A 13,648-nucleotide genomic window follows, 5' to 3' on the forward strand; every position below is an offset into this window, starting at 1 on the left:
TGGGGTGAGGGGACCAGGCGCCGCGGTTCCTCGATCAGCCCACCTGAGCGCCCACCTCACGCATCGGCTTGCCGCGCACCGGCGCATCGCCGGCCACGTAATAGGCTGCGGTGGAACGCGCTTCAGGCTTGCGACCACGAATTCGATCGGCAATCTTCTCGGCGATCATGATGGTCGGGGCATTCAGGTTACCCGTGGTAATGATCGGCATGATCGACGCATCCACGACACGCAGTCCCTGCATGCCATGCACGCGGCCCTGGCCATCGACCACCGCCATGTCATCGGTGCCCATCTTGCACGAGCACGAAGGGTGATAGGCAGTCTCGGCATGCTCACGGATGAACTGGTCCAGCTGCTCGTCGGTCTGCACCTCGGCACCCGGGCTGATTTCGCGGCCGCGGTATTGGTCCAGTGCCGGCTGTTGCATGATCTCGCGAGTCAGGCGAATGCCGTCGCGGAACTCCTGCCAATCCTGCTCGCTGGCCATGTAGTTGAACAGGATGCTCGGATAGTCCCGCGGGTTCTTCGAGGTCACGTTGACCCGGCCACGGCTCGGTGAGCGCATGGAGCCCACGTGGGCCTGGAAGCCGTGTTCCTGCACACCCTTGGTGCCGTTGTAATTGATTGCCACCGGCAGGAAGTGATACTGGATGTTCGGCCACTCGAATTCAGGCCGCGAACGAATGAAGCCGCCGGCCTCGAACTGGTTGCTCGCGCCGATGCCGGTGCCCAGGAACATCCATTCGGCGCCGATCTGCGGCTGGTTCCACCATTTCAGCGACGGGTACAACGACACCGGTTGGGTGCAGCTGTATTGCAGGTACATTTCCAGGTGGTCCTGCAGGTTCTGCCCTACGCCGGGCAGTTCGTGCACCACGTCGATGCCCAGGGGCTCGAGCACATCGACCGGGCCGACACCGGAGCGCTGCAGGATCTGCGGCGAGGCAATGGCGCCGGCGCACAACAGTACTTCCTTGCGGGCACGGGCCTGGATGCGGGTGTCGTTGTCGCCGACCATGTAGCTCACGCCCACCGCGCGCTTGCCTTCGAACAGGATCTTGTCGGTCAGGGCATGGGTAACGATGGTCAGGGTATCGCGCTTCTTGGCTTCATCCAGGTAGCCGCGGGCAGTGCTGGCGCGACGGCCTTTGGGCGTCACGGTGCGGTCCATGGGGCCGAAGCCTTCCTGCTGGTAACCGTTGAGGTCGTCGGTGCGCGGGTAGCCCGCTTGTACACCGGCTTCGACCATCGCGGCAAACAACGGGTTGTTGCCGGCCTTGGGCGTGGTGACGCTGACCGGGCCGTTGCCGCCGTGGTAGTCGTTGGGGCCGATGTCACGGGTTTCGGCTTTCTTGAAGTACGGCAGGCAGTCCAGGTAGCTCCAGTCTTCCAGGCCCGGCAACTTGGCCCAGCCGTCGTAGTCCATGGCGTTGCCACGGATGTAGCACATGCCGTTGATCAGCGACGAGCCACCCAGGCCCTTGCCACGACCACATTCCATGCGGCGGTTGTCCATGTGCGGCTCGGGCTCTGTTTCGTAGGCCCAGTTGTAGCGGCGACCTTGCAGCGGGAAGGCGAGGGCAGCCGGCATCTGGGTGCGGAAGTCCAGGCGATAGTCCGGGCCGCCGGCTTCGAGCAGCAGGACGGTGACGCCCTTGTCTTCGGTCAGGCGCGTGGCCAGGGTGTTACCGGCCGAGCCGGCGCCGATGATGATGTAGTCGAATTCCTGGGACATGGAGGTTCCCTCTTTGAAAAGTGGCAAGGTGGAGCAGGTGCGCAGGCCCCTTTGTGAGCCGGGCCTTGTGTGAGCAGGGCCTTGTGTGGGAGCGGGCTCTGCCCGCGATGGGCGCGCCGCGGTGTTGCCTGGGGCCCCATCGCGGGTAGAACCCGCTCCCACAGGGGGCTGCAGTGTCTGGGCAATCTGTGGCTGCTCAGCTTCCACAGGGGGCTGCGGTGTCTGAGTGCTCTGTGGCTGCTGCTCCCACAGGGGGCGGCTTAGAACACCGAGGCGTAATCGCCCAGCTCTACCTGTACCGATTTGATCCGGGTGTATTGCGCCAGCGAGCTGATGCCGTTTTCGCGGCCCACGCCGGACTGCTTGTAGCCACCGACCGGCATCTTCGCGTCGGACTCGCCCCAGGCGTTGATCCAGCAGATACCCGCTTCCAGCTGATGAATCACTCGATGTGCACGGTTGAGGTCGCGAGTCACCACGCCGGCAGCCAGACCCATGTCGGTGTCGTTGGCACGGCGGATCACTTCGTCTTCGCTGTCGTAGCCGAGAATGCTCATCACCGGCCCGAAGATCTCTTCGCGCACGATGGTCATGTCGTCGGTGCAATCGCTGAACACCGTCGGCGCGACGAACGCACCCTGGCCCAGCTCACCCGAGTTCAAACGCTCGCCGCCACACAGCAGGCGGGCGCCTTCGGCCTTGCCCTTGGCGATGTAGCCCAGCACGCTCTCCATATGAGCGAAGCTGACCAGTGGGCCGAAGTTGGTGTTCTCGTCCTGCGGGTCGCCGATGCGCACGCGCTGCACCCGTTCCAGAATCTTGGCTTCGAACTTTGCCTTCAAGGCGTTGGGCACGAAGACTCGAGTGCCGTTGGTGCACACCTGGCCGGAGCTGTAGAAGTTGGCCATCATCGCAATGTCGGCGGCCTTGTCCAGGTCGGCATCGTCGAAGATGATCAGCGGCGACTTGCCGCCCAGCTCCATGGTCACTTCCTTGAGCGAGGAGCTCGAAGCGCTGGCCATGACCTTCTTGCCGGTGCTGACACCCCCGGTGAAGGAGACCTTCTCGATGCGCGGATGCTCGGTCAGCCAGGCACCGACTTCGCTGCCGCTGCCGGTCAGGACGTTGAACACACCGTCAGGCAGGCCGGCTTCGGTGTAGATCTCGGCGAGCTTGAGGGTGGTCAGCGAGGTGACTTCGCTGGGCTTGAAGATCATGGCATTGCCGGCGGCCAGGGCCGGGGCGGATTTCCACAGGGCGATCTGGATCGGATAGTTCCAGGCGCCGATACCCACGGTCACACCCAGCGGCTCGCGGCGGGTGTAGACGAACGAGGTGTCGCGCAGCGGGATCTGCTCGCCTTCGATGGCGGGCACCAGGCCGGCGTAGTATTCGAGCACGTCGGCACCGGTGACGATGTCGACGTAGCGGGTTTCGGAGTAGGCCTTGCCGGTGTCCAGGGTTTCCAGCTGGGCCAGTTCATCGTTGCGCTCGCGCAGGATGTCGACAGCCTTGCGCAGCACTCGCGAGCGCTCCATGGCGGTCATGGCGGCCCAGATTTTCTGGCCTTTCTCGGCGCTGGCGACGGCTTTTTCCACGTCTTCGAAGGTGGCGCGCTGAACCTGCGCCAGCACTTCACCGTTGGCCGGGTTGACGGCCTCGAAGGTGCCAGTGCCGGAGGCGTCGACGTAGCCGCCGTCGATGTAGAGTTTTTGCGTTTCGAAACGGGCCATAAAGTCCTCGCTGGTGCAGTTAAGGTGGCAGCAGGCGAGGCGTGAGCCGTCAGTCCTGCTGTTTTGCCAATTGCATGTCCATGTACTCGCAGGCGATGCGTTGTGCCTGTTCGGTATCGAAGGCGTCGCCGGACAAGGCGCCGCGCAGCCACAAGCCATCGATCAGGGCCGCCAGGCCGCGCGCGGCGTTGCGCGCTTGTTCCACCGGCATTTCACGGCGGAACTGGCAGCACAGGTTGGAATACAGGCGGTGATCGTTGATCCGCTGCAACCTGTGCAAGGACGGCTGGTGCATGCTGGTGGCCCAGAAGGCCAACCAGGTTTTCATGGCCGGGCCGTTGACCTGGCTGGCGTCGAAGTTGCCTTCGATGATCACCTGCAGGTGCGCCCTGGCACTGCTGTCGTCCAACGCCTGCCGGCGTGCGGCGACGTTTTCGATCAGCACGTTCATCAGGTAACGCATGGTCGCCGCGATCAGGCCGTTCTTGTCCTGGAAATAGTGGCTGATGATGCCGTTGGACACCCCGGCCAACCGGGCAATCAAAGCAATGCTGGCGTCGCTCATGCCAACCTGATCGACAGCTTGAAGCGTGGCTTCGATCAACTGCTGGCGGCGGATGGGTTGCATACCGACCTTGGGCATTGCGCAAATCTCCTTGGGCCTTCAGTACGGTCGATGAGCTGCCGACTGAAGCCAGTCTAGTTTATTTTGATTGAACGATCAATCAAGAAAAGAGGAAGGGATGGATTTGCGGGGTTTTTAAGGGATTGGGGTGGGGATGGCAAGCGGGGTTTTGGATGGGAAGGGGTTGGGGATCTGGGGTGAGGGGACCATCCACCCCAGATCCCCAAGCAATCACCCCAGATTCTTGCCCAGCAACGCGTGATACAACTCGGTATCCCCCAGAATGCCCACCACCTGCTTGTCACTGTCCTGCAGCACCAGCTTGTTGCCGGTCTGATAGCGAATCTGCAGCGCATCGCGCATGCCGATATCCGCGTGCACCAGGGTCGGCTTGCGCCCCAGGCCCTCCACGGCCTGCCCCGGCGCCCAATCCTGCAGGTCCAGCACCGCCTCGCCCTGGCGGGCGCTGGTCAATGAATTGCCCGTGCCCAGGTTGAGCCAGGAATCGACACCAGGGTCCAGACACACCGAGCCATTGACGCGTTTGCACTTGTCCAGGGTGCGCATCAGGCTGCGTCCGCACAACACGTTGAGGGGGTTGGTGTGGGCGACGAAGGTGCGCACATATTCGTCGGCAGGGTTGAGCACGATTTCTTCCGGCACGCTGTACTGGATGATCCGGCCGTCCTTCATGATGGCGATACGGGTGCCCAGCTTGAGCGCCTCGTCGAGGTCGTGGCTGACGAACACGATGGTCTTGCTCAGCTTGCGTTGCAGCTCCAGCAACTCGTCCTGCAGGCCCTGGCGAATCAAGGGGTCGAGCGCCGAGAACGGTTCATCCATCAGCAGGATATCGGCATCCATCGCCAATGCGCGGGCCAGGCCGACGCGCTGCTGCATGCCGCCGGACAGCTCGTCGGGCTTCTTGTTGCGCCACTGGGTGAGGCCCACCAGCTCGAGTTTCTCGTCCACCAGCTTGCGCCGTTCCTTTTCCGGACGGCCCTGCATCTCCAGGCCGAAGCTGATGTTCTCGCGCACCGTCAGCCAGGGCATCAGGGCGAACTTCTGGAACACCATGGCGATACGCTTGGTGCGCATCATCTTGAGCTCGGCGGGGGTGCACGAAGCGATGTCGATCTGCTTGCCTTCATGCTCGACGAACAGCTTGCCGCGGCTTACGGTATTGAGGCCGTTGATGCAACGCAGCAGGCTCGACTTGCCCGAGCCGGACAGGCCCATCAGCACACAGATCTCGCCCTTGTTGATATCCAGGCTGGCCTTCTCCACGCCGACGATCTGCCCGGTCTTCTTCAGGATCTCGTTGCGGGTCATGCCCTGATCCAGCAGCTTGAGGGCTTCGCGTGGATCCTTGGAAAAGATCACGTCGACGTTTTCGAACTTGATAATGCTCATGCATCACCCCCTATCTTGACGTCCGGTTGCTTGCAGATCCGGTCGAGCATGATCGCCAGCAGCACGATTGCCAGGCCGGCTTCGAAGCCCAGGGCGATGTCTGCGGTGTTCAGGGCGTTGACCACCGGTTTGCCCAGGCCGTCGGCGCCTACCAGGGCGGCAATTACCACCATCGACAGCGACAGCATGATGCACTGGGTGATGCCCGCGGCAATGCTCGGCATGGCATGGGGCAACTCGATGCGCGACAGCAACTGGCGGCGCGAGCAGCCGAAGGCCTTGCCGGCATCGAGCAGTTCATGAGGGACGTCGCGAATGCCCAGGTAGGTCAGGCGGATTGGCGCGGCGATGGCGAACACCACCGTGGAGATAAGCCCGGGCACCACGCCCAGCCCGAACAGGGTCAGGGTAGGGATCAGGTAGACGAAGGTGGGCACCGTCTGCATCAGGTCGAGCACCGGCCGCATCATGGTGTAGAACATCGGCTTGTGCGCGGCAATGATGCCCAGTGGCACGCCGATGATCACGCACACCAGCGTGGCGAACAGCACCTGGGCCAGGGTCTCCATGGTTTCCTGCCAGTACCCCAGGTTGAGGATCAACAGAAAGGACAGGGCGACGAAAGCGGTGAGGCCCCATTTGCGCTGGATGAAATGCGCCAGCGCGGCGATCAGGCCGGTGAGCACGTAGGGGTTGAACCAGGTCAGGCCCGCAGTGAAACCATGGATGATCGTTTCGAGGGTCGAGGCGATGGCGTCGAAGGTCGACGCGCCGTGTTGCGTCAGCCAGTCGACGAACGCTGCGATGTACTCGCCAAGGGGAATTTTGTGATCTGTCAGCATGGTAGTGAGTGTCCGCATGCGAGGGAACAAATGCCGGCTGGAGAGGGCGGCCGGAGCCGACCTCCCTGCCTGCGTTATTGCGCGAGCTTGGCTTTGGCGGCCTCCAGGCCGGGTTTGCCGTCGATGGTGGTCACGCCCGCGAGCCAGGTGTCGAGCACCTGTGGGTTGTTCTTCAGCCAGGCCTTGGCGGCCACATCAGGCTTCATCTTGTCGTCCAGGACGTTGCCCATCAGCGTGCTTTCCATGGCCAGGCTGAATTGCAGATTCTTGAGCAACTGGCCAACGTTGCTGCATTGCTCGGTGTAGCCCTTGCGCGTGTTGGTGTAGATGGTCGCCTGGCCAAAGTTGGGGCCGAAGAAATCGTCGCCACCGGTGAGGTACTTGAGCTTGAAGCGGGTGTTCATGGGGTGCGGTTCCCAGCCCAGGAACACCACGTCGGTGTTGCGGCGCTGGGCGCGATCGACCTGGGACAACATGCCGGCCTCGCTGGACTCGACCACCTTGAAACCGGCGTCTTTCAAGCCGAAGGCGTTCTTGTCGATCATGCTCTGGATCAGGCGGTTGCCGTCGTTGCCCGGCTCGATGCCGTAGATTTTGCCGTCCAGTTCCTTCTTGAACTTGACGATATCGGCGAAACTTTGCAGACCCTTGTTGTAGAGCGCCTCCGGCACGGCCAGGGTGTACTTGGCGTTTTCCAGGTTGGCGCGCACGGTTTCCACGGTGCCGGCATCGCGGTAAGGCTTGATGTCGTTCTCCATGGTGGGCATCCAGTTGCCGAGGAACACGTCCATGTTCTTGCCATCGGCCAGGGACTTGTAGGTCACCGGCACGGAAATCATGGTGGTCTTGGTCTTGTAGCCCAGAGACTGGAGAACGACGCTGGTGACAGCGGTGGTGACGGTGATGTCGGTCCAGCCGACGTCGGAGAAATTCACGGTGGCGCATTGCGCCGGTTCCGCCGCTTGAGCCAGCACCGGCAGGCTCAGCAGGGCGGCCAGCAACAACGATGGTGAACCTTTCATGGTGTGCTCCTAGTTTTTCTCTGGCGCGGGCCCCCAGGGACCTTCACGCTTATGTGATTGCTTGATCGAGTACGTTCAAACAGACAGGCGGGGTCGGTCGAGGTTTGCTCGGGCCAGGTGCCTTGCAATCGAGTCCTGACGGATCATGTACCAGTGAAAATCAGACGCCTACAGGGGGGGTCGTATCCAGTACAGGCAGAGTCGTATCCAGTGCCGACGACGTCGCTTACAGATTTCTCGACCCTGCCAAACCCTCTTTGCAGCCCGCTTGCGTGCCTGAAACGTCACGGTTTGCTGCACGGCGCAGTTAAGCATGATTGCGTCGCGCACAGACGTGACGCCTGCGGAAAAAGCTTGATGTGGAGATCGTGTGGATCAGCGTAGCAGCAAGCCAGGCTGTGGCGGTTGGTGTTGGTGGTGGGACTTGGGATTTGTGGTGAATGGTCCCCTCACCCCAGCCCTCTCCCTGGGGGAGAGGGAGCCGATCACCGCTATCCGCAGCACCGCGATCTGCTTTTGGCTCCCTCTCCCTCAGGGAGAGGGCTGGGGTGAGGGGACCATTCACCGCAAATCCCAAACCGCGCACTTTTAGCCCATGCCCGCCCCCTCCCTGCATCGTTATCGAGCATAAGTATGTCCAGGTGTTACCTCGCACCCGGCCACCCCCGTGCTTGTGGTGACACACCCCGCTGCACGCCCTTGCCACGCTGCTACCGAACTGCTCACACCGCCTCATGGCGTGGCTCTTGCAACACAACTACCCCACCGAAAGCCTGCGCTAGTTAGCCCTCAGCGACGTCGTTTTCAGGATTTATTGAATGGCCATTCAAATTTAGGCATGAGCTTTGCGTGGTTATTGCAAAGCCCTTTCTGCAAGGGCAATAACAAGAGCCTGCGCCTGAGGCCACCATCCGCTTTGCGTGAGGAGATACCGCGATGACGTCGTTCAACACCGGGGCTCAACCCCAGACCCGCACCCCGCAATCCATCGGCTTTCTGCTGTTGGACAACTTCACCCTCATCTCCCTGGCGTCGGCGGTCGAGCCTCTGCGCATGGCCAATCAGTTGTCGGGCCGCGAACTGTATCGCTGGACCACGCTGACCGCCGACGGTGGCCAGGTGTGGGCAAGCGACGGTCTGCAGATCACGCCGGACGCCGCCATGCACAAGGCGCCGGCCATCGACACGGTCATCGTCTGCGGCGGTGTCGGTATCCAGCGCACCGTTACCCGCGAACACGTCACCTGGTTGCAGGCCCAGGCGCGCCAGTCCAAGCGCCTGGGTGCGGTGTGTACCGGCAGCTGGGCCCTGGCGTGTGCCGGCCTGCTCGACGGCTTCGAATGCAGTGTGCACTGGGAATGCCTGGCCTCGATGCAGGAAGCCTTCCCGCGGGTGTCGATGAGTACCCGCCTGTTCACCCTGGACCGCAACCGCTTCACCAGCTCCGGCGGCACCGCGCCCCTGGACATGATGCTGCACCTGATCAGTCGCGATCATGGCCGCGAGCTGTCCGCGGCCATCTCGGAAATGTTCGTCTACGAACGCATCCGCAACGAGCAGGACCATCAGCGCGTGCCGCTCAAGCACATGCTGGGCACCAACCAGCCCAAGCTGCAGGAAATCGTCGCGTTGATGGAGGCCAATCTGGAAGAGCCGATCGACCTCGACGAACTGGCCGTGTATGTGGCGGTGTCCCGTCGCCAGTTGGAGCGGCTGTTTCAGAAGTACCTGCACTGCTCGCCGTCGCGCTATTACCTGAAGCTGCGCCTGATCCGCGCGCGCCAGCTGTTGAAGCAGACGCCGATGTCGATCATCGAAGTGGCCTCGGTGTGCGGCTTCGTTTCCACCCCGCACTTTTCCAAGTGCTACCGGGAATACTTCGGCATTCCGCCGCGGGACGAGCGAGTAGGGTCGAACACGGCCCAGCAGGTGGCGATGATGCCGATTCCGCAAGCCATGGTCCTGGCCGGTCCGTTGTCCTCCCTAAGCCAGGCCCGCAACGAATCCACCTTCGCCAGCGTCCGAATCTAGAGTCCAGCATGCACCCGAACGTAACCCGCGTCCTACATGCACACGACCCCGTACCCGCGGCCTAAGCCGCGCCCTGCATGCACGCGAACCCGTACCCGCGGCCTAAGCCGCGCCCTGCATGCACGCGAACCCGTACCCACGGCCTAAGCCGCGCCCTGCATGCACGCAAACCTGTAGCAGCGGCGTAAGCCGCGTCCTGACCGTGCACATGAATCCGGGACTGCGGCGTCCGCGGACGCGGCTTACGCCGCTGCTACAGGTGTTTGGCCAGGGCGGGGAGTAGGGTCTGGTCGATGGCTTGGCGAACCGCTGGCAGGATGGTCGCGCGGCCCATCAGCATCTGTTCCACCATCTTGCGCAAGGCTTGCGCGCGACCGCTGTCGAGCCCACGTACCGCACACTCGCAAGCCTGTTCGGCGCTGGCACCGGGAGGCATTTCGAAGCCCAGGGCACGCAGTTGGCCCAACAGGTCATCCTGATCAATCAAGTCCGCATGCATCATGACGCTGGTCCTTTTTCAATGGCGGGATCGTGTCTGGATTCTGGTAGCGCTGTGACGCCACGGCAAGGGGCGGCGGTCGGCATGGCTGGATCGCGCATGAACAGGTCGTTTTCTGACTATGGGCCAGTGTGGCAACTGGCAGACCGGCCAGCAGCACCGGGTCGTTCACCCCGTACCATAGGCCGCTGACAAAGCGTTCAGCCGCGATTGCACATAGCTCTGCGGATTTCGTTGCCTGCGCCATGGATCGGCGTCCCGGGTGGCATTGGGGTATGTCACCGCTGCAACGGCGGATTCATACCCTTGTCGCCTCCTTTCAATGGACGGCAATGGACATGCTCGATTTTCTCTCGTTCCACGGTGTGGGCCCGGCCCCGGTGCTGGGCCCGCTGGCGCTGGGGCCGCGGCTGAACTTCATCACCGGCGACAATGGCCTGGGCAAAAGCTTCGTGCTGGACGCCGCCTGGTGGGTGCTTACCGGCACGCCCGCCGCCGACAGGCGCATCACGCCGCAAGCCGACGTGGCAGCGCCCAGCATCGACTACCGCTTGGGTGGCACCGACCGCAGCCCGGGACAATGGGTCTGGGAATATGGCCGCTGGCACCACGTCGGCGCCGTCGACACACGCCCGGCGCTGGTGGTCTATGCCCATGCAGACGGTGGCTTTGGGGTATGGGACTCACTGCGCAATACCGGCTCGCCTGAAGCCTTTCATTTCTCCCAGACCGAGCTCTGGCAGGGCACCGCTTCGACCGAACACGGACGCCTGTGCAACGGCCTGATCCATGACTGGGTGCGTTGGCAGCGCACCCCCCGCAGCGCCGCATTTGCAGCCCTCAAACAGCTACTCAAGGCGTTGTCGCCCTCGGCTGAGGAAATGTTGCTGCCAGGCAAACCCTGTTACCTGGGCATGCTGGATGACACCGAGTACCCGACGCTGCGTCGCCCTCAGGGCGTCGTGCCGCTACCGCATACCTCGAGCGCTATCCGTCGGGTCATGGCGCTGGCCTACACCGTGCTCTGGGCCTGGCGCGGACACCAGCGCGCCTGCCGTCAGGCGGGTGTGGGGCCTGCCGCCGAGCTGGTGTTTCTGGTCGATGAGGTGGAGTGCCATCTGCACGCCAAATGGCAACGGCGGATCATACCGGCGCTGCTATCGGTCATCGAAGGCCTGACCCGCCGCCGGCTGGCGGTGCAGATGATCGTCGCCACCCATTCGCCGTTGGTGCTGGCCTCGATGGAAGCGCAATTCGATGAAGACCGCGATGCCCTGTTCACCCTGGGCCTGCAGGAAGGCCAGGTGCAGCTTGTCCAGCAACCCTGGGCGCGCCAGGGCGATGTGGTCAACTGGCTGGTGTCCGAGAGCTTCGGCTTGCGCCAGGCCCGTTCGCTGGAGGCCGAAGCCGCTATCGATGCCGCCGAAGCGTGGATGAGGGGGCAGCGCACGCGCCTTCCGGCAGGGCTCGAGACCGAAGCGCAGATCCAGGCACGGCTGCTGCAAACCTTGCCTGCGGGTGACCATTTCTGGCCGTGTTGGGTGGTTGCCAAGGGCGGGGTGGTGCCATGATCGAGTTCATCCAACCGCTGGCCGAGCCCGAGGCGTTCGACGAGCGTTGCCGCCGACGGGGCAACGCCTGGTTGCTCGACAATCCCCAGCCGGGACGGCCACGGGACTACTGGTCGCCCTTTCGCCCGCTGCTGGCCGAAGGCTTTTGCAATCGCTGTGCGTTCGGCGCCATGTACATTCCCAGTGGCACGGTGGAGCATTTCATCAGCTGTGACGAAGACCGCAGCATGGCCTATGAGTGGAACAACTATCGCTACGTCGACGCCTGGATGAACAGCGCCAAAGGCAGCAAGAAAGCCCAGGACTTCCTCGACCCGTTCGAGGTTCGGGACGGCTGGTTCGAGGTGTTGCTGCCGTCCTTGCAACTGGTGATGACGGACAAGGTCCCGGAGGCCTTCAGGGCGCGTGCCGAATATACGTTGCAGCATCTGCCGCTGCGCGATGACGAGCGGGTGATGCGAGTGCGGCGCCAGTGGTTGCGCTTGTACCAGGACGGCAAGATCGGGCTGGAGGGGCTCCGGGAGATGGCGCCGTTGATCGCGGCGGCGGTGGAGCGTAGGGAGAATGCCGAGGCAGGGGGTTGAGAGGGCGCTGAAGGCTACCCTCACCCCCGATCTCGACCCTGCTCACCCCAGGCCAATCCGTCGCCCCGCGTACTCTGCCACCGGCAACCGCTGCTGCTGGTCAAACAACCCTGCCAGCACAGCCGCCGTTGCCGCGCCGAATATCGCGGACTTCGGCCCTTGCAGGTCGACATGCAGCAACATCTGCTCACTGGCCGCCAGCACCTCGTCGGCGCCGTGCCGATGCAGCGTGTGATACACCTGCACCCGCTTGCGGTCATGGGCCAGTACGCGGGTGCGTACCTGCACTTCGCTGCCGCGTTTCACTTCGTGCACGAAGTTGAGGTGGCACTCCAGGGTGAACAGCGAATGATTGTCGCGCTGCGGATCGACCCCGATGCGTTCCATGAACGCATCCGTGGCGTAGCTGAAGATCAGCAGATAGAACGCGTCCCGCAGGTGGCCGTTGTAGTCCACCCATTCCTCGAGCACGGCAGTCTGATACGTGATCATTCGCTGAAGCTCATGCCGTGCCTGGCCTTTGTCACCCGCACCGCGTCCAGCACAGCCAGCAGGCAGTCGTCGCGATAGCGTTCCAGGGCGCCGATACTGTGTTCGCCCCGTTGCGCGGTGGTGCCGTCGACCACCTCGTCGATCAGTTTGTCGGTCAGTTCGGGCGCCGGGAGGTACGTCCAGGGCAGTTGCAGCGCAGGCCCGAACTGGTTCATGAAGTGACGCATGCCAGCGTCGCCGCCGGCCAGGGTATACGTCAGGAAGGTGCCCATGAACGACCAGCGCAGGCCGGCGCCGAAGCGGATGGCGTCGTCGATCTCGCCGGTGGTGGCCACGCCGTCATTGACCAGGTGCAGGGCCTCGCGCCACAGCGCTTCCAGCAGGCGATCGGCAATGAAGCCGGGGACTTCCTTGCGCACATGCAAGGGTCGCATGCCCAGGCGTTCATAGACCTGGATCGCGGCCTGGATGGCCTCGGCTGAGGTGTGGCGGCCGCCGACGACTTCCACCAGCGGCAGCAGGTACACCGGGTTGAAGGGGTGCCCCACTACGCAGCGCTCGGGGTGGGTGGCGCTTTCGTAGAACTCGCTGGGCAACAGCCCTGAGGTGCTGGAGGCGATCAACGCGTCGGGCCTGGCCGCAGCGCTGATTCTGGCGTGCAGATCGAGCTTCAATTCCAGACGCTCGGGCGCACTTTCCTGAATGAAGTCGGCGTCGCGTACGCACGCCTCGACGGTGCTCACGAAGCGCAGGCGCTCCTGCGCGGCATTGGCGGCCAGGCCTTGCTTGACCAGGGCCGGCCAGGCATTGGCGACGCGCTGCCGCAAGGCTGCTTCGGCGCCGGGGGCAGGGTCCCAGGCGACTACGTCCAGCCCATGGGCGAGCGCGCGTGCCACCCAGCCACTGCCGATGACACCGCTGCCCAGGGCAGCGAAGGTATTGATGTGGGTGATGAAAGTCATGGGGGTTCCTGTCTTCAGAATGGAGGTGTCGGTGCCGGCCTCATCGCGGGCAGAGCCCGCTCCCACAGGGGGTCTGTGTGGGCCGGAGTTAGCTGTTGCGCCCTGTGGTGGGTTGGGTGTCGGTGCCGGCCTCATC

12 protein-coding genes are annotated in these 13,648 nt (G+C 63.3%); 3 read left to right on the top strand and 9 right to left on the bottom strand.

Going from position 1 to position 13,648, the window contains the following annotated elements:
• Positions 1 to 34: 34 nt before the first annotated feature.
• The 6 genes from betA to B3397_RS04545 all read right to left on the bottom strand — a co-directional run bounded on the left by betA (position 35) and on the right by B3397_RS04545 (position 7,373).
• Positions 35 to 1,738, bottom strand: a complete 1,704-nt coding sequence (betA, locus tag B3397_RS04520; RefSeq protein ID WP_296247681.1) for a choline dehydrogenase — start codon at positions 1,736 to 1,738, stop codon at positions 35 to 37.
• 260 nt (positions 1,739 to 1,998) lie between these two features.
• Positions 1,999 to 3,471: a betaine-aldehyde dehydrogenase gene (gene betB / locus B3397_RS04525; protein ID WP_296247682.1), complete on the bottom strand. Its 1,473-nt coding sequence runs from the start codon at positions 3,469 to 3,471 to the stop codon at positions 1,999 to 2,001.
• A gap of 49 nt (positions 3,472 to 3,520) precedes the next feature.
• Positions 3,521 to 4,114, bottom strand: coding sequence for a transcriptional regulator BetI (gene betI, locus B3397_RS04530; RefSeq protein WP_296247684.1), 594 nt, complete (start codon positions 4,112 to 4,114; stop codon positions 3,521 to 3,523).
• A 213-nt stretch (positions 4,115 to 4,327) separates the two neighbouring features.
• On the bottom strand, positions 4,328 to 5,509 hold the full coding sequence (gene choV, locus B3397_RS04535) for a choline ABC transporter ATP-binding protein (RefSeq protein WP_296247687.1): 1,182 nt from the start codon (positions 5,507 to 5,509) through the stop codon (positions 4,328 to 4,330).
• A complete protein-coding gene (gene choW, locus B3397_RS04540; protein WP_296247688.1) occupies positions 5,506 to 6,351 on the bottom strand; it encodes a choline ABC transporter permease subunit in 846 nt (281 codons plus the stop codon). The genes choV and choW overlap by 4 nt, the downstream gene beginning before the upstream one ends.
• Positions 6,352 to 6,425: 74 nt before the next feature.
• Entirely contained in the window at positions 6,426 to 7,373 is a 948-nt protein-coding gene (locus B3397_RS04545; protein WP_296247690.1) for a choline ABC transporter substrate-binding protein, read from the bottom strand.
• A 936-nt stretch (positions 7,374 to 8,309) separates the two neighbouring features.
• On the opposite strand from B3397_RS04545, the gene B3397_RS04550 reads away from it, so the two are divergent.
• Positions 8,310 to 9,404: a GlxA family transcriptional regulator gene (locus tag B3397_RS04550; protein ID WP_296247692.1), complete on the top strand. Its 1,095-nt coding sequence runs from the start codon at positions 8,310 to 8,312 to the stop codon at positions 9,402 to 9,404.
• A 253-nt stretch (positions 9,405 to 9,657) separates the two neighbouring features.
• Here B3397_RS04550 and B3397_RS04555 read toward each other — a convergent pair whose 3' ends face one another.
• Positions 9,658 to 9,906, bottom strand: a complete 249-nt coding sequence (locus B3397_RS04555) for a hypothetical protein (protein WP_296247694.1) — start codon at positions 9,904 to 9,906, stop codon at positions 9,658 to 9,660.
• A 335-nt stretch (positions 9,907 to 10,241) separates the two neighbouring features.
• On the opposite strand from B3397_RS04555, the gene B3397_RS04560 reads away from it, so the two are divergent.
• Complete coding sequence (locus tag B3397_RS04560) at positions 10,242 to 11,474, top strand: AAA family ATPase (RefSeq protein ID WP_296247695.1); 1,233 nt, start codon at positions 10,242 to 10,244, stop codon at positions 11,472 to 11,474.
• Positions 11,471 to 12,058: a hypothetical protein gene (locus tag B3397_RS04565; RefSeq protein WP_296247696.1), complete on the top strand. Its 588-nt coding sequence runs from the start codon at positions 11,471 to 11,473 to the stop codon at positions 12,056 to 12,058. Before B3397_RS04560 ends, B3397_RS04565 begins: the two co-directional genes overlap by 4 nt.
• A 42-nt stretch (positions 12,059 to 12,100) precedes the next feature.
• Here B3397_RS04565 and B3397_RS04570 read toward each other — a convergent pair whose 3' ends face one another.
• Entirely contained in the window at positions 12,101 to 12,550 is a 450-nt protein-coding gene (locus B3397_RS04570; RefSeq protein ID WP_296247699.1) for a thioesterase family protein, read from the bottom strand.
• Positions 12,547 to 13,512 carry an L-carnitine dehydrogenase gene (locus tag B3397_RS04575; protein WP_296247701.1) on the bottom strand — a complete coding sequence of 322 codons (966 nt, stop codon included), beginning with the start codon at positions 13,510 to 13,512 and terminating at the stop codon, positions 12,547 to 12,549. The genes B3397_RS04570 and B3397_RS04575 overlap by 4 nt, the downstream gene beginning before the upstream one ends.
• Positions 13,513 to 13,648: the final 136 nt, after the last annotated feature.

Source organism: Pseudomonas sp. UBA4194, from assembly GCF_002379585.1.
Taxonomy (GTDB): domain Bacteria; phylum Pseudomonadota; class Gammaproteobacteria; order Pseudomonadales; family Pseudomonadaceae; genus Aquipseudomonas.